We start from the raw sequence: 17,761 nt of genomic DNA on the forward strand, positions 1-17,761 counted from the left end.
GATCGTACTGGCCACGCCGACCCAGGCAATGGCCACTCCCTCCGATTCGCCGAACGCCTACGTCGCTAACTTCGGCTCGAACACCGTTTCGGTGATCAACACCGATAGCAACACCGTCGTTGGCAGCATCACCGTCGGCACCGCCCCTGCCCAAGTTGCGATCACTAAGGGTTTCGATTCCCGCGCCTACGTCACCAACAACGGCTCGGACAACGTGTCGGTGATCGACACCGACAGCAACACCGTCATTGACACCATCCCCGTCGGCACCGCGCCTCGCGGCGTGGCGATCACCGAGGATTTGTTCCATCCCCGCGCCTACGTCACCAACGCCGGCTCGGACAACGTGTCGGTGATCGACACCGACAGCAACACCGTCATTGAGACCATCCCCGTCGGCAACGTGCCTGCTGACGTGGCGATCACTAGGGGTTTCCATCCCCGCGCCTACGTCACCGACAACGGCTCGGACAACGTGTCGGTGATCGACACCGACAGCAACACCGTCATTGACACCATCCCCGTCGGCAACGGGCCTGCTGACGTGGCGATCACTAGGGGCTTCCATCCCCGCGCCTACGTCACCAACGTCGGCTCGGACAACGTGTCGGTGATCGACACCGACAGCAACACCGTCATTGACACCATCCCCGTCGGCAACAATCCTGTTGGTGTAGCGATCACCGGGGATTTGTTCCATCCCCGCGCCTACGTCACCAACACCAGCTCGGACAACGTGTCGGTGATCGACACCGACAGCAACACCGTCATTGACACCATCCCCGTCGGCAACGGGCCTTTTGGTGTGGCGATCGTTAAGGATTTGTTCCATCCCCGTGCCTACGTCACCAACGCCTACAGTAACACCGTGTCGGTGATCGACACTGACAGCAACACCGTCGTTGACACCATCCCCGTCGGACCCGTGCCTTTTGGCGTGGATGCCGAGCGGTAAAAGCGCCCGACGATAGGGGTGTGGATCAAGGAACAGGGTTGGGGCACGTAGATCGCGAGGCGGCGAGATGCGTGCCCCAGCCCCGCGACGCCGCGTCCCCTATTGCCGGTCGCTCTAAAGATCGGTCCAAATCGCCGAGGTGTCTTGGAAGAGTTCTGCTGGCCACAGCAGTCGCCACGCTGCCCCCGGCAACCGCCGAGAGGGCCGCCCTGCGGCTGGCCGAACAGCTGACCTGCCACACCGCCACGGCATGTCGCAGCTACACCGGGAATCCGCTGGTTCAGCGCGTCCACCGCTCAACCCGCAGATTTGTGTTTGATCCGATCAGGAGGGTGGAACTTTGCTTCGTCCATCCCGCGTCCAGCAGGCGTTGTTCGGCGGGCACGACGGGAACGCTGTTGGCCTTCAGCACTACGCGGGCCAACCACACGACCGGGGAGGACGTCTGCGTGGTGAACTCCACCGGCGGCAGGACCAGGTCCTGTTGGAGGCGCGGTGCCAGCGTCAGATGTGTTTCGAGGTCAAGGGACATGCGGCCGTCGGCAGCGATGATGGGCTGTCCGGCTTGCTGCTCGGCGGCGAGCAGCCGCACCACCGCGGGTGACGCTTCTCGCGGCAGATCGTTGAGATGGGGAAGCGTAGCGGCGACCGACAGGCCGAGCAGCACGGCGGCTGCGCCGGTCCGCAATGCCACCGAGCGCAGCGACGCGATCCCGAGGGCGGCCGCGATGATCAGCCCGACCAGGGTGAAGAGCAGATAGCGCGCAAAGTACGTCGGGCGGACGAGTTCCAGGCCGGTGATGAGCAACATCGGCACCACGGTCCAGCACAGCACGAACACGCGGTGCGCGCTGCGCCAGACGCCGAGTACCGCTGCCACCGTCACAGCGATCGAGAGCGCCGCCAGTCCTTCAGACCAGTCGCGGACGGCATCCACGGGCAGCAACAACCCGACCGCGGGAGGAGACGGTGCGCCATTGGTTCCGCCGGCTAACGACCAGCTGACCAGCAGGGCCGCCGGAACGGAGGCAGCGACGATGGTGATGGCGGCCCGGCGTCCCGGCCGGCCGCGCAGCAGCAGGGCCGCGACTGCGAAGCCGGCGAGAACGGGGAGTGTGAACCAGTGCAGGAGGCCGGCGGCGGCCGCTGCGACGCCCATCCGGCGCACGCCGTGCCCGGTGGCAAGCCAGTCGGTGAACCAGAGCGCACACAGTGCGAGCGCGAGCAGTGCGGGGCCGTAGCCGCGTGCCTGCACCGCCTCGTCGACGAGCAGCGGCCCGGTCGCGCACAGCAGCCCGCAGAGCAGGCCCGCGCCCGGCCCGGCCTGTTTGCGCACCAGTTCGGCGACCACGCCGACCGCAGCGGCGGCACACACGAGGGAGGGCAGGCGCAGCGCGACGGTGCTGGTTCCGGCGAACACGCACCAGACGTGCAGCAGGGCGTAGTACGGGGCGTTGAACGACGGTGGTACGGACAGGTAGGAGATGACTCCGGTGCGATGCCAGACGGCGCCCACCAGCATCGTGATCGGCACGCGGGCCAGCAATCGACTGTAGGCCTCGTCGTACCACAGCGGCTGGTTGCGGCAGAGTTGGATGAAACCGAGCACGAGCAGAACCGCCGGTGGCGCCGACGACGCGACGCGGAATCGATCACGCTTTCGCGGCATCAGCGGCCTTCGGTTCACCGCTGTGGGTCACGGCGGCGATCACCACCACGATCAGGAAGGCGACGACGGTGATCTCGCTGGCCAGGTCCTTGCCCATGCCGAGGCCCCACGGGCGAGGCACCCACGCGTAGTCCGCGAAGGACGCACCGAGCGGGCGCGTCACGACGTAGGCCGACCAGAAGGCGAGGACGGCGTTAATCGTGAGGAAGCGGTACGCCAGGGCCGGCATGACGATCAGTGCGCAGAAGCCCAGCCCGGACTCGAGGAAGCCCCAGCCCAAGGTCGAGGCGAACATGTCGCCGACAGCGGTGCCGAGGGCGAACGTGGCCATGACCGTGGTCCAGTAGAAGGTCTCGCGGCGCCACGTCGTGATGCTGTGGATCGACAGCGTGCGCTCCGACGCGTACCAGGCGCTCAGCGAGACCGCGACAAAGATGCTGAACGCGATCGTAGTGTCAACGAATGTGAGGCCCAGACCCTTGCGGAGGCCATCGGCGACCATGGTACCGAACACGCTCACCATCGCCACCCCCGTCCAGTACGGCCAGACGCGGTAGCGCGTGGTGCGCAATTGCCACCCCAGCGAGGCGATGAGGGCGATGGCGCCGAGAACCACGGCGGTGCTACCCATCCGTTCCATAAGGTCGTCGGAGACGACCTCGCCCATGCCGGTGGTCAGGATTTTGATGAACCAGAACAGGGCGGTGGCTTGCGGGACTTTACTCAGCAGCGGCCGTGTGCGCGTCCCGGTAGCGGACGGGGTCGTTACTGGTGCGGTGTTCACGCGTTACCTCACAGGGACAGTGGTGCCCGCATAGTCGCGGGTGCCGGCACGGTGGTGAATCTTTCGTCGTTCTTTGTCGCCGGCGCGGCTGAAGCAGGGTTGTCATGGACAGCTTGCCCGCATTGAGTGAGTGGTCCAGAGAGCCGAATGCGGCGTGGGTCGTGCGCAATGCCTGCCGGCACCTGGTCAAGACGCATCCCGTGGCGACCGAACCGATTCTGGCGGCAACGAAGGGATGAAGCGATGGTGATCAGTTTCGATCTCCTGGAGGTCTATCGAGGCGCGCCGCCGCCGATCCCCGCGACGATCCGCTACAACCTGGCCGTCGGCGGCGAGCGGGAGACGCTCGCCGCCGACGGCACGCCAGGCGGGTAAGGACAGTCGGTCGTCGTCGCGTCCACCGTGTCATGTACCGCATTAACACCGACAACCACCGGGTTGACGTCGTCGCGATCGAGCACCGGGCGGACGTCTACCGACACCGCGGGTAAAAGCAGGAGAAGCAACAGCGGCGTCCACCCCGGTCGGGTCAGGCGTAGACCTCCTCGGTCCATGACCGCAGCGCCTTCTCCGTGCCTTGCTGGTCCGCGTCGGGCGCGAACATGTGGACGGCCACGGCGACCGGCGCCCCGAAAGCGTTGCGGCCGAAGACGCGGTACATCGCGTCGTCGGTGCACAGGCCGAGGAAGTGCGGGGTCAGGTAGTCGACGGCGGCGTCCAGCGGGGCGAGGCCGGGCACCGTGACACGGACCTGGTCGTCCTGCTCGGCGTCGGCGAGCCCGAGGGCCCGGCGCAGCGCATCGAACCCGTCCGGGGTGATAGAGGAGGCCGGTACGTCAACCGCCACGTAGCTCGCCGGGCGGCCGCTGAAGTAGCGCAGGTACTGGCCGAGCGTGTGCAGATAGAAGTCGGTGTGCTTGGCGGCACCGTCGTACTGGCTGTCCCAGTCGTCAACGAACACCCCGCTGTGCACGTACCGGACCCAGGTCGTCCCGCCGTCCCGGGTCTCCACGAGGTGCTCGAGCTGGTTGAACCAGCCATCCGGGCCAACGGAGCGAACGATGAGGTGATGCGGTGGCCTGCAGCACCCGTTCGGTGCAGTTGCCCTTGCGTCGTTCCTCGACCAGCTCGATGAAGCCGTGCTGTTCCAGTGTGCGCCGGTGATAGTTGACCTTCTGCCTGGTCAGGCCTGTTTGCGCGGCCAGTGTGGTGGCCGAGCCGGGCTCGGCCAAGGCGGCCAGTAGCCGGGCGCGCACCGGGTCGTCCAGCGCAGTGTCGCTTGTATCACGAAGTACAGAGTTACTGGACGAGAATAAATGCGTCCGGTGCAAAGTTGTTGGGTGCGAACCCAACTGAGGAGCTCGCACCCATGGCAACCGCGCCACCCGAATTAGGACTTCGTGAGCGCAAGAAGCTCAAGACCCGGCAGATACTGCGAGACGCGGCCATCCGCCTGACCGACGAGCGGGGCTACGACGCCGTGACGGTCTACAGCATCGCCGAAGCGGCGGAGGTGTCGACCCGGACGTTCTTCAACTACTTCACCTCCAAAGAAGACGCCATCGCCGGCATCGACCGAGAGGAGATCGAGGAGGTCGTCTCCGCCCTGGCGAACCGGCCGGCAGAGGAGTCACCGGTCGCGGCGCTGCGAGCGGTCATGATCGCCCGGTTGATCGACACAGCCCTGCATCGTGACCAGTTACAGGCCAAGATTCGCCTGATCCGTGCGAACCCCGCGCTTGTCGGGGCGTTCCACGCCAGCTGGAGCCGCTACGAGGCCGCCTTGGTCGACGTCATGGCCCAACGCTGCGGGCTCGACCCGGACGTGGACGCCTACCCGTCGGTCGTCGTCTCGGCGGCGTTGGCCGTCGCCCGAACGATGAGCCTGCGATGGCGGGACCGCCCCGGCGACAGTTCGCTACCTGACCTGGTCGCCGCGGCATTCGACAACCTGGCCGCCGGGCTCGCGCCTCCCGCCGCGGGCGAGCCCGCACCGAGAAGGGCCTTTCCGTCATGACCTCGATCCAACTGAAGTCACCAGTCGGCGCCGGCGAGGCGCCTGCTGCCGCCAGGGTGCCCAGTGGCGGGATGCCAGGTGAGGGGGTGCGCAGTCGGGGCTAGCTGTGGATGGTGCTCGGCGCCCTGATGCTCGGCATGCTGCTCGCCACGCTGGACCAGACGATCGTCTCTACGGCGCAGCCCACGATCGTCGGCGATCTCATCGGCTTCCGCGCGCTGCAGGGCATTGGTGGCGGCGGCCTCATCGTCGGAGCGATAACAATCATTGGTGATGTGGTGCCCCCCCGGGAACGGGGTCGGTACCAGGGGCTGTAGCAGTCGGTGTCGATGGCCGTGCTGGGAATCGGTATCGGCGCTGTCCTGCAGGTGCTCGTCATCTCGGTCCAGAACTCCGTCGACCATTCTGACCTCGGCGTCGCCACGTCCGGAGTGACCTTCTTCCGCTCGATCGGCGGATCGTTCGGTGTGGCCGTGTTCGGTGCCATCTTCGCGAACGTGCTGACCGGCAAGCTGGCGGCGCAGCGCTCGGGTGGCTCGCCGTCCGGCGGGCTCGGCGAGGCGCAGGCCAACCCGCGCGCCGTGGCGCAGTTGCCCCCAGCTCTGCACAACCTGGTCACGCACATCTACTCGGACTCGATCCACGTCGTGTTCCTGGTCGCCGTGCCGATCGCCCTGGTGGCCTTCGCGCTGAGCTGGTTGCTGCCTGAGATCAGGCTGCGATACACCGCCATCGAAGCGGCCGACCTACCCGCCCAAAAGAAATGAGAAAAACGTTTGGGTTCGCGCTTCCAGAAACGGGAAAAATCAACAAACACGCCGTTCTGTATCTTCAACCTCGCCACCGTCGACGTCACGCCACGGGGACGCCGCTGCGAGGAGAGCGGCTCGTTGTCGAATCAGGGAATACTGCGCCCCCCCCCGGAGAAATCGGACTTCTCCAGGGAACGTTGCGTGCCATGCCTGCGGTAACGCAGCGTCGGGGTGTCGATGAGTACGCCGGCTGCCAGGGCCGAGCCCGCCATCAGTGTGGCGGTGTCTTCGACGCCACGCAGCGCGGACCATCCACCGAGGGCGAGCAGCAGGCTTCGATGCCACATCACGCCAGCGGGATGCACGGGCAGTCGATATGCCTCGGGTGGAGTGGTCGTCCACGCCGCCGGCAGCGCCCCGCGCTGCAGCACTCCGGTCGACAACGGCAGGGAATGCGAGCGCAGGGTGCCGTCCGGGAACAGGTCCCGTGCATGACCGACGGCGAAACCCGCCCACGGATGCGCCCCGAGCGCGTCGGTGAGCGTCGCGAGCGCATGGTCTTCCAGTTCATCGTCGGCGTCGAGATTCTGAACCAGCGAGGCGGTGCACATGCCGAGCGCGATGTTGCGCGCGACCGCGGGGCCCTCGCCCGTACCGTGAGCCGCGGTCCGTACCCGGTCATCGGCAGCGGCCCCGCAGGCCACCAACGCATCGAGGACGTCGCCCGGAGGGCCGTCCACCTGCACCCGCCAGGTCCAGTCCCGGTGGCTCTGGCGACGCAGCGATGCCCACGCAGCGGGGATATAGCAGGCATAGGCGGCATGCGCCGCTGTCACCACATCCACCTGCATGTTCGCAGTATGCACCGAAAGAATGCCATCTGTGTGATAGATACCTGTCCCAAGGGGGCAAACCGAGGGGACGCATGGACATCACTTCGATCGTCGCGCAGCTGGGTCAGGCGCCGACGGCTGACTCGCGGGAGCTGGACCGCAGATGCGAGTCGGTGGCTTCCACCCTGTTCGACGCAGGCGTGGAACCGCCCTTCGACGTTGCGTCCGCGGACTTCGTGACGGACCCGTGGCTGATCTGCGCGGACAGGTACTGGCGTCGCCGTTTCCTTCAGGAACCGACCGTGGAGGTCGCGGCCCAGTGCGCCCGGTGGCTCGGTGAACACGCCGCCGGCCCGCACCGTGGCGACATCACCGAGAAATGGTCACTCGGGTATGCCTTCATCACCAAGGAAACCGTCGAGTCGCGCGAGGACCTGACCCTTGCCAGCGGTCGGATCATCGAGCGCTTTCAAGGGTCCAGCGACATCTGCTGTTTCGCGACTCTTTACCATGCCGGCAAGCTCCGGGCGAACTTCTGGTTCGATGAGCTGTACCAGTTCCTGGACGCATCACTTCTCGCGGTCGCCGCCGACCGGCACCGCCGTGACCCGCTCTTCATCGGACTGCGCGCGTTCGCCGCTTTCGGCAGCCGGACGATCACCACCGAATATGCAACCGAACTCCTCGATCAAGCATGGACGGCATCCCCGAGGTCGCGACACGTCGTCGATGTCTGCTTGAACGCGCTGTGGGCGGCATCACCATTCGACGACCAGGGAGAACAGCTGCGCCAGCATGCGGCCGAGGCGGTCGCCGAGTATCCCGACGACCACATCTTCCACTTCCGGCTCGCGACCGGGCAACGCATGTGCGGACGCTACGACGAGGCACTCAGGAGCATCGACTCCGCGCTCCGGCTGCTACCCGCGATCGGCAGCCGCGTGAGCCACAAACTGTTACAGGAACAGTATCTGCACGAACGCGAAATGATCAAAGAAGGTCGTCAGCGAGCCAACTGGGCCAGCGAGCAGCAGGACCGGTGGCGCCAGCAGGAAGACGCGAACCAGGATCTCCGCCACACGCTGGCGACCTCCGCCGTCAGCGCGATAGAACTCGTCACGATCTTCACCGCGGCCATCGCGTTCACCGTCGGCTCACTCCAGATAACCCTCAGCGGTTCATTGACGCTTCACGACCGCATCTGGCTCCTCGTGACGCTCGGTGCCGGACTGCTCCTGTTCGCCCTCGTCATCATCGCTGGAACCTGGGTCATCAGCGGCCGGCCTCGAGGACGTCGTGGACGTCGTGGATAGGGCCCAGGGAGTGGCCCTCGGTCAGCGTGACCCGCGACCCGCTTCGGCGTCGCAACCTCGTCTGCCACCATTGCGGCCACTATTGCGCGCATAGCACAAGTGCTACCCTTGACGAATGAGCGAGGTGGGACTTCGGGAAGTTCGACAACATGCCAGCGACCTGGTGCGCCGCGCCCAGGCCGGCGAACGGTTGACCATCACCGTGGCCGGCCGGCCGGCGGCCGTCCTCGGTCCGGTGAGGCCACGCGCGTGGCGGAGCTGGGGTGACCTCGCCGACGTCTTCGCGCAGCCCGCCGACACCGAGTGGGCCGACGATCGCAACCTGGTCGACGCGTCCCTCGCCGACCCGTGGGAAGCGGAGTGAGTCGCGGCGTCCTCGACACCAGTGTCCTGGTCGCGACGGACGTCGAGCCGATCCCCGGCGAGCTGGCGATCAGCATTGTGAGCATCGCGGAACTCCAGTTCGGCGTCCTCGTTGCCAAGACGCCGCAGGCCCGTGCGACCCGCCTCGCCCGCCTCAGCGCGATCCAGCGACGCTTCGACCCGTTGCCTGTCGATGACGCCGTCGCAGACAGCTACGGCAGACTCGCCGCGCGGGTCGTCGACGTCGGCCGCCAGCCGCGCGCCCGAACCATGGACCTGCTGATCGCGGCCACTGCGCACGCCCACGGCGCCAGCGTCTACACCCGTAACGCCGCCGACCTTCTCGGACTCGAGGAATTCCTCTCGATTGTCGCGATCTAGCATCGACCCATACTTATCGACCTATCCAGGGCCGCAGGCGCCGGCACCACGGTCCTGGCCGGCCACCGCTCGTAGCCGGCCACCCGGTCCGGACCGGTCAGGCCCTGGCCGGGAGGATGCCCTGCTCGATCGCGAAGAGCGCGGCCGCACCGCGGGTCGACACGCCGATCTTCGTGTAGATGTGCTGCACGTGGTGATCCGCGGTCTTCGCCGAGATCACGAGCCGGTCGGCGACCTGACGGGTGGTGAGGCCGAGGGCGAGCAGTCGCAGCACCTCGGCCTCACGGGCGGTCAGGCCGGCCGGGAGCGGGGGTCGGGCCACGCGACGGTGACCCGCCGCGGCCAGGACCCGCTCGACCGCCTCCCCGTCGAGGCGGCCGGCGGCGCTCATGGCCCGCAGTTCGACCGCAGCATCCTCGGGCGCATACGCGGCGGTACGGGCGATCCGACGTCATAGCCTGGTAGCAGTCCGCGGCGGCGATGATCCGCTGGGTGTCGTCGAGGTGCGCGCCGCCGAGGCGTCGATGGTAGCCGGACCCGTCGACGCGCTCATGTGCCCCGCATGCCGCCCCGGCCAGCGTTGCGGTGTACGACACCCGCCGCAGGAGCTGGTCGGTCACGAGCGCGTGGGCCTCGGCCCGGTCCCGCTCATCGCGCGTGAGGGCTCCGGGCTTGTCCCAGATCGTGTTGGGCACCGCGACCCGGCCCAGGTCGTGGAGCAACGCGGCGGCCTGGGCGGTGGGACCGCACGCCGCCAGGGCCAGGGCGGCGACAGCCCGGGAGTGACCGGCGGTCCAGGGCGACTTGAGATCGGCGAAGTCCGCAAGGACGAGCAGCGCCTCGTGCGCGCCGGCGTCGCTCAGCGGCGTACTCGGCGGGGCGACCGCGAGTGCCGCGTCCCAGGAGTCGACCGGCTCGAGCCCATCCCACCAGCCCGCCGCCTCTGCGAGGACGAGATCGGCGAGATCGGGATCGTAGGCCCTGCCACGCCTGCTCTTGATGATCTCAAGCGCCCGCGCGATTCCCTCCACCCGGGCGAGAACCTCAAGCTCTCCGGCGAGTTGGACGATCCGCATCGGCCGGGGAATCGCGACGCCCTTGGACCCGGCCGGCAATCCGCGGCCGTTCCACCGCTCGAAGGTCGCGGCCAACGCCGCACGCACGGGCTTGTCGAGGCCGAGGCGAACCGCGAAGACATCGGCGACTTCGCACGCGGCGCGGAAGTTGAGCTCCGCGGCCCTGCGACCACCCGCCAGAACCGAGAACACCGACCGGAACCGGCCCACGCCGGACAGGCCCGGCCCCGCATGGCTGACCATCAGACGCATGACCTCGAACGGGTTCGCGAAGTCAGCCCGCAGGGCGCGGGCTCGCAGCTCGATCTCGTCACCGAACACCACGGCCATGTCGAAGGCATGGCCGGTACAACCGAGGAAACGCAGCGTCGAGGCCCACCACGTGATCGCATGTTCCGCCGGATCGGTTCCGGCGGCCGTCGCGAGGCGTTGACCGAGCACGGTGGCCCGTAGTTGGGATCCCGGCGGCTGGCCGAACGCATGATCCTGCGCCACGGCGAGCAGCGCGGCGATCTCCACCAAGGTCACGTCGTCGCGCACACCCGCAACTCTAGTGGGCCAAAGGGCGCGCGACGATCGTCAGAGCGCGCGCCCGGAAGCCACAGTCCCCCGAGTACTAGCTCCCGCCACGGGTCCGCCCTCGGGTCCTGCATAGCGGTGTGCCAGGATATGTCTTCTATATCCTGAAATAGAGGCCAACGTGCACATCGTCGGCGAGCTCACCATCGACTACACCACTTTTCGCCGGATCACAATGGCCGGATCCGGCCGTATTGTCGGGTGGCTACGACTTTTCGGCCTTCTTGCTCTACTCATGGTCGCGGCCTCAGCGTTGGTCGGCAGCTCATTTAGGTTCCTCGATTTTCTGTCGATCATCGGTGGGTTCATGCTCGTCACCATGTACGACGTCCTCATCGTCATCGCCTGGCGACGGGCCTCCACGCTCGTCGAACAGCCCTGGCGGTACGAAATCACGGATTCCTTCGTCAAGATCCACACCGCCCAGACCGATGTTTCACTGCAGTGGGATGGAATCTCGAAAATTCGTACTGGTCGGCATGCCTGGGTTTTCACATTGGGCCGTGCCAGTGGTGCCGTTCCCATCCCACGTGCGGCATTCTCGGCGGAGAACCAAGAGCAGATCGATAAACTCGCCGAAATCCGCCGAAGCTGAAGCTGAACGCCCGGGCGGATCCGTCCGGTCGAACGCATGACTGCGTTCTCCCGGCGCGTCCACCCGGCGCGGCATCCCGGCGCGTCCACCCGCCGACCCAACCGGCCACCCGCCGACCCAACCGACCACCCGCCGACCCAACCGACCATCAGCCAAGATCGGCGAAAGCTTGTCGGTACGCACGCCAATCCGGCCAAAAAACGTACCGTACGACAAACTCGCGCCGATCATCAGCCGAATCTGGTCCGGTCACCACCACAGCGCCGGCAACTCCTACCGGACCCGCTCCCCTCCACTTCAATCCGACTCGGAAAGTCCCCACCCTGCGACAGTGGTGTCGACCTGGAGTCTGCCGAGCACCCGACCCCGTAGGTAGGAACGGTCGCTCCCGCAGCCTTTTCCACCTACGCCAAGCCGATGTGAGCCAGGCCGGTAGGCAATTTCGGTCGCTATGACGACCGAAACCACCTACGCCGCCGTACCACCCACACAGACTCGGAAATTTCATGCCCTGCGACACCCAGCAGAGCGACACGGCCAGCAGCACGCCGGTTTCAATCCGACTCGGATTTGTAGATCGCGGGGACCAGACTCCGTTCCCCACCAAGCAGTACTGCAAGGTTTCAATCCGACTCGGATTTGTAGATCGCGGGGACCAGACGGGATCGCGGTGATCGAGTCCACCAGGTTTCAATCCGACTCGGATTTGTAGATCTCGGGGACATGATCACCTCCCCGAGAGTTGGCACGTTACGAGTTTCAATCCGATTCGGATTTGTAGATCGCGGGGACTCGACGTCGCTCAGAACAACACGCCACCCCAGGTTTCAATCCGACTCGGATTTGTAGATCGCGGGGACCCGACCCGTACGGTCCAGATCGGCTACCACGAGTTTCAATCCGACTCGGATTTGTAGATCACTGCGACCCGCGGTGATCCTGGGGATTGTCTTCAGGGCCCAAGCGTTTCAATCCGACTCGGATTTGTAGATCGCTGCGACCGCTGTCCGAATTGTACACGCCCTGAGCTGCGACGATACAAGATCATACCAGAACCTCCATCCGAAGATCCTTCGGATCATGAAGACATGATCTATAAATCTCGCATCGTTCCAGGTCACAATACATATTGATCTCCCACCACAACCTCCCGGGTTCTTCGGCGTGTCGGAGGTTGTGGTAGATGATCTCTTCGGACCGTGGACCGGTCCGTCCGTATCCGGGTACCGATGACCCTCCGGTAGAGGCACGCGACCATGCCACGGGAGTAAGAGCTGATGGTGATCCCGCCGCGACTCCGGTTCGACAACCGAGGCGTCGCCGTCCCCGACCCGGGCTCCAACCCCGATCCCGGCCCCATGACAGACGCGCACAACTCCATTATTCTCCCCCTCCCGGATGCCAGCACCCCCCGAACCGGATCATCCCGATTCCCCATCGGCCCACCGGGGGTCCGCCGCCGACGGCGACGTTCCCCGCGACGCAGACAGACCCGCCATCCACGACGCCCGTCCCCTCGTTACCGGACGCGACCCCCACGGCGCCGGGTGCGTCTGCGCTGCCGCGTTCGCGACCTGGTCCGATGGACCGCGGTCCTGCTGATCGGCTTCGGTACCGGCCTGGCGACGGTCACGCCCGACGGACCGGCCCGCGTCAACGCCGAACTCGTCGCGAGACTGCTCAACCGGATCGCGACCGCAGCCACACCATGGTGAACACCCACCCAAGAACGGAACCCCGCCTGAGTCCGCCCGCGTCCGTCTGCACCTCGTGACCACACGAGAAACGGAGGGACCGATGGCCCGCACCATCCGTATCAACGGAATCGACGTCCCCGTTATCGCCGACGAGATGACCGGCGCCGACATCAAGGCAGCCGCGGGTGTCGACGACAACCGGGTACTCATCCGGCAGGACACCGATCGCAACACCATCGTCGGAGACAGCCAGCGGGTCCGCGTCGCCGACGGGGACGTCTTCGCCCACCATGCCCGACACTCCAAGGCTGCGCCCGGGACTCACCCGAGGGCCACCGACCCGGTCGGCAGCCGGACCGACGCCGACGCCGACGCGGACGCCGACGCCGACGCCGACGGAGCCGCCAACGGAGCCGGCGACGTGCACGACCCACGCCGATGAACCCACTGCGCCGCCGAATCCGGCTCGAAGCGGCCCAGCTCGCCGGGGCGTACCCGGGGCTCCGTATCGCCGACGACGATTCGTGGATCATCATCCCCGAATTCCGGCTGCCGGCTGGATGGGAGCCGACCCGCACCACCGTGCTCGTCGTCGTCCCGGTCACCTACCCCGAATCCGCCCCGGACGGCTTCTTCCTCGGCTCCCGCCTGCAACGGCACGACCACAGCGGTCTCGGTGGTCTCGGTGGTCTCGGCGGTCTCGGCGGTCTCGTCGACCCCGGCCACTACTTCCACGGCTTCAACAATCCCTACGCCGATCTGGGCTACGTCTGGTATTGCCTGGAGGATCCGTACCGCCGGTGGAATCGCCGTCTCGACTCGCTGCTCACCTTCGTCGAGGCAATCCGCACCTACCTCGGCACAGCGGACTGAACAATGGCCGGGAACCGAAACCCACCGCCGGAAAAGCGATTACCGGACGATCGGAGACCTCAGGCCGATCGGTGCCGGCTCGTCATCGCCGACGCCATAGGGACGGAGCTGGCCGCCCATCTCCTCGGCACCGACCTGGAACAGTTCGCCTACCTCCTCGGCCGGGCCGAGACTACCGGCGACCGATGGGGACGCCGCATCATCACCGTTCGAGCTCGACGCGCCCTGCTGCTGCCCGATGCCGCCCTGACCGTGCAAAGCCCCACCCGCGTCGAGGTGGCCACCGACATCAGCCGGACCGTACTGCGCACCTGCTACGAGCACGCACTGTCCCTCATCGACGTGCACAGCCATCCGAGCGCATCGGCGCCCGCGGCGTTCTCCGGCGCCGACCGTGCCAACGCCATGGAAACCCACCGGGAGTTTCACGCCACGATCCCCGCCCGGCCGCTGGTGATCGCCGCATCCCTCGTGCTCACCCGCACCGGGGTCGACGGACTGTGGTTCAACCCTCGCACCGGCCGTCTCACGCCGCTGGATATCTCATCCGCCGCACACGCATTGCTTGCACAGCGCGACGAGAGCGCAGGAGGCTGACCATGACCCGACGGCGGCCGGAGCCCGTCCGAGGCAACCGACATGATCGACCCGACCACGACCGGGACGACCGGGACGACCGGGACAAGCGCTATGACCGACAGATCCGGGCGTTCGGAGCCGACACGCAACATCAGCTCGGACGGCTGACCGTGGGTGTCATCGGTGTGGGCGGAGCTGGCTCCCTCGTCGTGCAGGGCCTGGCCCACCTCGGCGTCGGACGTCTCCTCCTCGTCGACCCCGACCGGGTGGAGACATCCAACCTGGCCAGGCTCGTCGGTGCCACCCCGGCGGATGCGCGGCACGCGACGCACAAGGTGGACGTGGCCAGTCGCCTGGCGCGCGCGATCAACCCCAACGTTGCGGTCACCCCGATCCGTGGCAGCGTCCTCGACCCCGCCGTCGGGCGCGCCCTGAGCAGCGCCGACATTCTCATCGGCGCGGTCGACGGCCACGCGCCGAGATGGGCCATCAACCGGCTCGCGGTCCAGTACGGACGGCTCTACCTCGATATCGGGGTGGAACTGAGCCGCAGCGCCCCCGGGGCTGGCCTGGAGGTCGGCGGCCGGGTCGCCGTCGTCCGACCGGACGGGCCATGCCTGCGCTGCCAGAACGGCGACGACCCGGTGCTGGCCGCCCGCGAACAGGATCCGCTCACCCGCGCCGCCCGCCAGGCGGCAGGATATGAAAGCGGCGGCCGCGCCACACCAGCGGAATCCGCAGTATCCGCATCCACACCGGCGGGGTCGTCACCCAGACCGGCAGTGTCCTCACCCGGACCGGCGGCCAGCGTCCTGTTCCTCAACCAGGCCGTCGTTGCGCTCGCTCTCGGGGAGCTCGTCAACAGCCTCACCCCGTGGCGGACCACAACGCAGCAGATCCTGCTCGACCTCGTCCAGCCACGACTGACCAACCTCTCCGCCGACAGCGACCCGACCTGTCCCGTGTGCGGCCCCGACGGCATCCGCGGGTCAGGGACGATCGGCCAGCACCGGCGCCGGCCACAGCACCAAAGTGCTCACCAACGGCGGTAACCAGGGCGGGTGGAACACGTTCTCATCTGCTCGCATCTGCGGGCGCGGTAAATGTCCGCGCGGTGGTCGACGTCGAGAATGTGGACGGTACGTGCGTCATCGTCCTCACCGTTGCGGGTCAGCATGATCCGCTTGTGCTGCGTGCGCACCCGACATCCACCGGACAGGCCCTACATGAATGAAACTAGATGAGTGAGACTGCGACCTGCTCAAGCAGATCCATCGCCGTCTGCATACCGCTTTCCATGCCCGAGTTGATGTGGCCGTCACGATGTTCCTGGGTCTTGTGCTGCACCAGGAGCGTGAAGGTTGTGCGTCCGTCCTGCTCGGTGAACGTCATCGTGGTCACCGCTGCCGCTTCGGGCACGCCCTCGTAGACCTCGGTCGAGACGATGCGCTCGTTGGGGATGATCTCCCTGTACTCACCGTGGAAGGCGACCTCGAACCCGCCGTTGGTCACCATCACCCAGCGCCACGACCCACCGACCCTCAGGTCGATGTCAGCCACCGTGACCTCACCCCGGGCTGCTGCCCACCAACGCTTGACAAGCGCTGGGGTCGTCCACGCCTGGTAGACCAGATTCCTGGGTGCGTCGAACTCCCGCGTGATCAGGATCTGCGTATCCGTCGGAAGCGTCACCACCGCTGTACCGCTACTCGTCACTGCCACCGTCTCCTTGCTCCTTCCCTGTGAGTTCCTCCAGTACGACGTCCAGCGCGTCAAACCGGTCGTTCCACGACCGTTCATACTGCTTCACCCAGTCGTGGATGGGCTTCAGCGCGTGGCCGTTGAGCCGGTACATCCGCTGGCGCCCTTCATCGCGAACGTCAACCAGGCCAACCTCGCGAAGGACCTTCAGGTGCTTGGACACCTGCGACTGAGCCAGGCCGAGGAGCGTGACGAGGTCGTTCACGGGGCGCTCCCCGCCGGCGAGGACGTCCAGGATCTGCCGCCGCCGGGGCTCGGCCACCGCGTTGAACGCATCCGTTGTCGTCGCTGCCCGCGCCACAAGGACATAATATTCCTATATGGGAATACGTCAAGGGCGGCTCGTGCGCGGCAACGTCACCCGGCGGGGCGACCGCCAGTGCGACCGTCGGCAGCCGGTACAAAGGAGAAACCGAGCAGACGCTGCTGGACACGGCCCTGCGGGACCATCCACACGTGTTCACCCCCGACCGACTGTGGGTGATCGAACCGAAACTTCCCGACACCGGAGCTGGCCGCGGCCTACCACTGGCAGTGGGTCGGCTCGGCCTCTCCCACCCTGGTCGCCCAGCTCAGCCTGCAAACCGTCCGAGGACACCGTCTCCCCACGTTCACGGTCAGGGCGAGCCTCGCCCAAGACCCTCAAGCACCTCGTCCCGGCCCTTCTACCAGAGCTGATGCACTGATCGATTGAGACCGCCCCTGTGCCAAGAATCCTGACGCACGACACGAAGGCCGGACACCGCCCAGTCTGCCCACGACCCGCGGTGGGATCGAAGTCCAGCTACCGCACATCCCAGGGCTTGATATCCACCCTCAAACGGTCTATTCCGAAGCACGAGGGTCAATCGAACCACATTCTTCCGCAAATCGCTCGAATACCTCCAGTGCGCGATTGAGTTCTTGCGGGCCGCAGGCCGCTATGAACTCACGCCCATCTGACCTGTAGTGGAGCCACGCCGTTTCGGATTCATCATAGCGAACCCAGTCTAATTTGCGACCCGCGAGTTCTGTTCCCTCTACATTGACTGTAAGCATCCAGCCGGGGTTATCCAAAGTCGTGATGCGGATGCCAAGTGCATGTTCCCAATCGCCATCACAATGGCGAATATACCACTCTTGTAGATAGTCTAGCGAGCCCACTCGGGTATCTCCCATTGTTCCGCGGGACGAGCACCACCAGGAACGTTACGGCCCTGTACGTGCGGCGTCGGGACGCTTTGGCCCGCGACCTTGTTGAAGTGTGGATCGCCGATAACGTCAACCCGCTTATCCATGATCCATGGTTGTGGATAACCCGGGTACGGATTAGGCTCCCACGTGGCATAATGCGTAACATTGCCCGTATCAGGATCAGTCCTAAAGGTAGTGTGCGGACCGGTTGCGTTCAGATCCGGACGCAACCGGTATGGCGCGAGGCCGAGGGGGTCGAGCTCCCGATAGGGATTGTGGACGTAGGTGTGAGGGTTCGGAGCTGGGGCCAGGCCGAGGGGGTCGGTGGATCCGTACCGGGCGGTCTCGGGATCGTAGTAAC

Annotated in this window: 22 protein-coding genes and 3 pseudogenes; 14 read left to right on the plus strand and 11 right to left on the minus strand. The window is 66.3% G+C overall.

The window, feature by feature from the left end:
• On the plus strand, positions 1-955 hold a 955-nt coding region (locus tag U9979_RS16725), incomplete at its 5' end, for a YncE family protein (RefSeq protein ID WP_322780122.1).
• Between the two features lie 280 nt (positions 956-1,235).
• Here U9979_RS16725 and U9979_RS16730 read toward each other — a convergent pair.
• Both U9979_RS16730 and U9979_RS16735 read right to left on the minus strand, forming a co-directional pair.
• Complete coding sequence (locus U9979_RS16730; protein ID WP_322780123.1) at positions 1,236-2,624, minus strand: hypothetical protein; 1,389 nt, start codon at positions 2,622-2,624, stop codon at positions 1,236-1,238.
• A complete protein-coding gene (locus U9979_RS16735) occupies positions 2,608-3,291 on the minus strand; it encodes a hypothetical protein (protein WP_322780124.1) in 684 nt (227 codons plus the stop codon). Before U9979_RS16735 ends, U9979_RS16730 begins: the two co-directional genes overlap by 17 nt.
• A gap of 360 nt (positions 3,292-3,651) precedes the next feature.
• Between U9979_RS16735 and U9979_RS16740 the strand changes: the two genes are divergently transcribed.
• Positions 3,652-3,783 (plus strand): hypothetical protein, encoded by a 132-nt coding sequence (locus U9979_RS16740; protein ID WP_322751194.1) that lies wholly within the window; start codon positions 3,652-3,654, stop codon positions 3,781-3,783.
• A gap of 154 nt (positions 3,784-3,937) precedes the next feature.
• Here the strand turns inward: U9979_RS16740 and U9979_RS16745 are convergent, their stop codons facing one another.
• Together U9979_RS16745 and U9979_RS25280 are read right to left on the minus strand one after the other, a co-directional pair.
• The gene (locus U9979_RS16745) at positions 3,938-4,420 is read right to left on the minus strand and encodes a hypothetical protein (RefSeq protein ID WP_322751193.1); all 483 of its coding nucleotides are present in this window, start codon (positions 4,418-4,420) and stop codon (positions 3,938-3,940) included.
• Positions 4,395-4,676, minus strand: a pseudogene (locus tag U9979_RS25280) (winged helix-turn-helix domain-containing protein); the annotation flags it as partial. The pseudogene U9979_RS25280 and the gene U9979_RS16745, both read right to left, overlap by 26 nt.
• A gap of 101 nt (positions 4,677-4,777) precedes the next feature.
• Between U9979_RS25280 and U9979_RS16755 the strand changes: the two are divergent.
• From U9979_RS16755 to U9979_RS16765, 3 genes and pseudogenes are all read left to right on the plus strand, one after another.
• Positions 4,778-5,425 (plus strand): TetR/AcrR family transcriptional regulator, encoded by a 648-nt coding sequence (locus U9979_RS16755; RefSeq protein ID WP_322780126.1) that lies wholly within the window; start codon positions 4,778-4,780, stop codon positions 5,423-5,425.
• 110 nt (positions 5,426-5,535) lie between these two features.
• Positions 5,536-5,739 (plus strand): annotated as a pseudogene (locus tag U9979_RS16760) (MFS transporter); the annotation flags it as partial.
• Between the two features lie 15 nt (positions 5,740-5,754).
• The gene (locus tag U9979_RS16765; protein WP_322780128.1) at positions 5,755-6,192 is read left to right on the plus strand and encodes a hypothetical protein; all 438 of its coding nucleotides are present in this window, start codon (positions 5,755-5,757) and stop codon (positions 6,190-6,192) included.
• A gap of 131 nt (positions 6,193-6,323) precedes the next feature.
• Here U9979_RS16765 and U9979_RS16770 read toward each other — a convergent pair whose 3' ends face one another.
• A complete protein-coding gene (locus tag U9979_RS16770) occupies positions 6,324-7,013 on the minus strand; it encodes a glycosyltransferase (protein WP_322780129.1) in 690 nt (229 codons plus the stop codon).
• 89 nt (positions 7,014-7,102) lie between these two features.
• On the opposite strand from U9979_RS16770, the gene U9979_RS16775 reads away from it, so the two are divergent.
• The 3 genes from U9979_RS16775 (at position 7,103) to U9979_RS16785 (ending at position 9,067) form a co-directional block, all read left to right on the plus strand.
• Positions 7,103-8,323, plus strand: coding sequence for a hypothetical protein (locus U9979_RS16775; protein WP_322780130.1), 1,221 nt, complete (start codon positions 7,103-7,105; stop codon positions 8,321-8,323).
• A gap of 115 nt (positions 8,324-8,438) precedes the next feature.
• Positions 8,439-8,687, plus strand: a complete 249-nt coding sequence (locus tag U9979_RS16780; RefSeq protein WP_322752023.1) for a type II toxin-antitoxin system prevent-host-death family antitoxin — start codon at positions 8,439-8,441, stop codon at positions 8,685-8,687.
• Positions 8,684-9,067, plus strand: a complete 384-nt coding sequence (locus U9979_RS16785; protein ID WP_322754859.1) for a type II toxin-antitoxin system VapC family toxin — start codon at positions 8,684-8,686, stop codon at positions 9,065-9,067. Before U9979_RS16780 ends, U9979_RS16785 begins: the two co-directional genes overlap by 4 nt.
• 97 nt (positions 9,068-9,164) lie before the next feature.
• Here the strand turns inward: U9979_RS16785 and U9979_RS16790 are convergent, their stop codons facing one another.
• Both U9979_RS16790 and U9979_RS16795 read right to left on the minus strand, forming a co-directional pair.
• Positions 9,165-9,389, minus strand: a complete 225-nt coding sequence (locus U9979_RS16790; protein WP_322780131.1) for a helix-turn-helix transcriptional regulator — start codon at positions 9,387-9,389, stop codon at positions 9,165-9,167.
• Positions 9,349-10,683 carry an HD-GYP domain-containing protein gene (locus U9979_RS16795; RefSeq protein ID WP_322780132.1) on the minus strand — a complete coding sequence of 445 codons (1,335 nt, stop codon included), beginning with the start codon at positions 10,681-10,683 and terminating at the stop codon, positions 9,349-9,351. The genes U9979_RS16790 and U9979_RS16795 overlap by 41 nt, the downstream gene beginning before the upstream one ends.
• Before the next feature lie 160 nt (positions 10,684-10,843).
• Between U9979_RS16795 and U9979_RS16800 the strand changes: the two genes are divergently transcribed.
• The 6 genes from U9979_RS16800 (at position 10,844) to U9979_RS16825 (ending at position 15,518) form a co-directional block, all read left to right on the plus strand.
• A complete protein-coding gene (locus tag U9979_RS16800) occupies positions 10,844-11,317 on the plus strand; it encodes a YcxB family protein (protein ID WP_322780133.1) in 474 nt (157 codons plus the stop codon).
• A 1,277-nt stretch (positions 11,318-12,594) separates the two neighbouring features.
• Complete coding sequence (locus U9979_RS16805; RefSeq protein WP_322780134.1) at positions 12,595-13,032, plus strand: hypothetical protein; 438 nt, start codon at positions 12,595-12,597, stop codon at positions 13,030-13,032.
• Between the two features lie 82 nt (positions 13,033-13,114).
• Positions 13,115-13,456, plus strand: coding sequence for a hypothetical protein (locus U9979_RS16810; protein ID WP_322780135.1), 342 nt, complete (start codon positions 13,115-13,117; stop codon positions 13,454-13,456).
• Complete coding sequence (locus tag U9979_RS16815; protein ID WP_322780136.1) at positions 13,453-13,887, plus strand: E2/UBC family protein; 435 nt, start codon at positions 13,453-13,455, stop codon at positions 13,885-13,887. Before U9979_RS16810 ends, U9979_RS16815 begins: the two co-directional genes overlap by 4 nt.
• A gap of 3 nt (positions 13,888-13,890) precedes the next feature.
• The gene (locus U9979_RS16820; protein WP_322780137.1) at positions 13,891-14,484 is read left to right on the plus strand and encodes a Mov34/MPN/PAD-1 family protein; all 594 of its coding nucleotides are present in this window, start codon (positions 13,891-13,893) and stop codon (positions 14,482-14,484) included.
• Positions 14,485-14,486: 2 nt separating this feature from the next.
• Positions 14,487-15,518, plus strand: coding sequence for a ThiF family adenylyltransferase (locus U9979_RS16825; protein WP_322780138.1), 1,032 nt, complete (start codon positions 14,487-14,489; stop codon positions 15,516-15,518).
• A 184-nt stretch (positions 15,519-15,702) separates the two neighbouring features.
• On the opposite strand, the gene U9979_RS16830 is transcribed toward U9979_RS16825, so the two are convergent.
• From U9979_RS16830 to U9979_RS25285, 4 genes and pseudogenes are all read right to left on the minus strand, one after another.
• Positions 15,703-16,188 (minus strand): SRPBCC family protein, encoded by a 486-nt coding sequence (locus U9979_RS16830; RefSeq protein ID WP_322780139.1) that lies wholly within the window; start codon positions 16,186-16,188, stop codon positions 15,703-15,705.
• Positions 16,172-16,528: a metalloregulator ArsR/SmtB family transcription factor gene (locus tag U9979_RS16835; protein ID WP_322780140.1), complete on the minus strand. Its 357-nt coding sequence runs from the start codon at positions 16,526-16,528 to the stop codon at positions 16,172-16,174. Before U9979_RS16835 ends, U9979_RS16830 begins: the two co-directional genes overlap by 17 nt.
• Before the next feature lie 524 nt (positions 16,529-17,052).
• Positions 17,053-17,370: an immunity 53 family protein gene (locus U9979_RS16840; protein ID WP_322780141.1), complete on the minus strand. Its 318-nt coding sequence runs from the start codon at positions 17,368-17,370 to the stop codon at positions 17,053-17,055.
• 263 nt (positions 17,371-17,633) lie between these two features.
• Positions 17,634-17,761, minus strand: a pseudogene (locus tag U9979_RS25285) (RHS repeat-associated core domain-containing protein); the annotation flags it as partial.

It is taken from the genome of Protofrankia sp. Cas4 (genome assembly GCF_963555915.1).
GTDB lineage: Bacteria > Actinomycetota > Actinomycetes > Frankiales > Frankiaceae > Protofrankia.

Bases quoted from the DNA above. Each gene is read 5' to 3' on its own strand.
- U9979_RS16820 (WP_322780137.1), top strand. From the start codon at position 13,891: ATGGCCGGGAACCGAAACCCACCGCCGGAAAAGCGATTACCGGACGAT.
- U9979_RS16805 (WP_322780134.1), top strand. From the start codon at position 12,595: ATGGTGATCCCGCCGCGACTCCGGTTCGACAACCGAGGCGTCGCCGTC.
- U9979_RS16825 (WP_322780138.1), top strand. From the start codon at position 14,487: ATGACCCGACGGCGGCCGGAGCCCGTCCGAGGCAACCGACATGATCGA.
- U9979_RS16815 (WP_322780136.1), top strand. From the start codon at position 13,453: ATGAACCCACTGCGCCGCCGAATCCGGCTCGAAGCGGCCCAGCTCGCC.
- U9979_RS16755 (WP_322780126.1), top strand. From the start codon at position 4,778: ATGGCAACCGCGCCACCCGAATTAGGACTTCGTGAGCGCAAGAAGCTC.
- U9979_RS16810 (WP_322780135.1), top strand. From the start codon at position 13,115: ATGGCCCGCACCATCCGTATCAACGGAATCGACGTCCCCGTTATCGCC.
- U9979_RS16775 (WP_322780130.1), top strand. From the start codon at position 7,103: ATGGACATCACTTCGATCGTCGCGCAGCTGGGTCAGGCGCCGACGGCT.
- U9979_RS16730 (WP_322780123.1), bottom strand. From the start codon at position 2,624: ATGCCGCGAAAGCGTGATCGATTCCGCGTCGCGTCGTCGGCGCCACCG.
- U9979_RS16780 (WP_322752023.1), top strand. From the start codon at position 8,439: ATGAGCGAGGTGGGACTTCGGGAAGTTCGACAACATGCCAGCGACCTG.
- U9979_RS16765 (WP_322780128.1), top strand. From the start codon at position 5,755: ATGGCCGTGCTGGGAATCGGTATCGGCGCTGTCCTGCAGGTGCTCGTC.
- U9979_RS16735 (WP_322780124.1), bottom strand. From the start codon at position 3,291: ATGGGCGAGGTCGTCTCCGACGACCTTATGGAACGGATGGGTAGCACC.
- U9979_RS16740 (WP_322751194.1), top strand. From the start codon at position 3,652: ATGGTGATCAGTTTCGATCTCCTGGAGGTCTATCGAGGCGCGCCGCCG.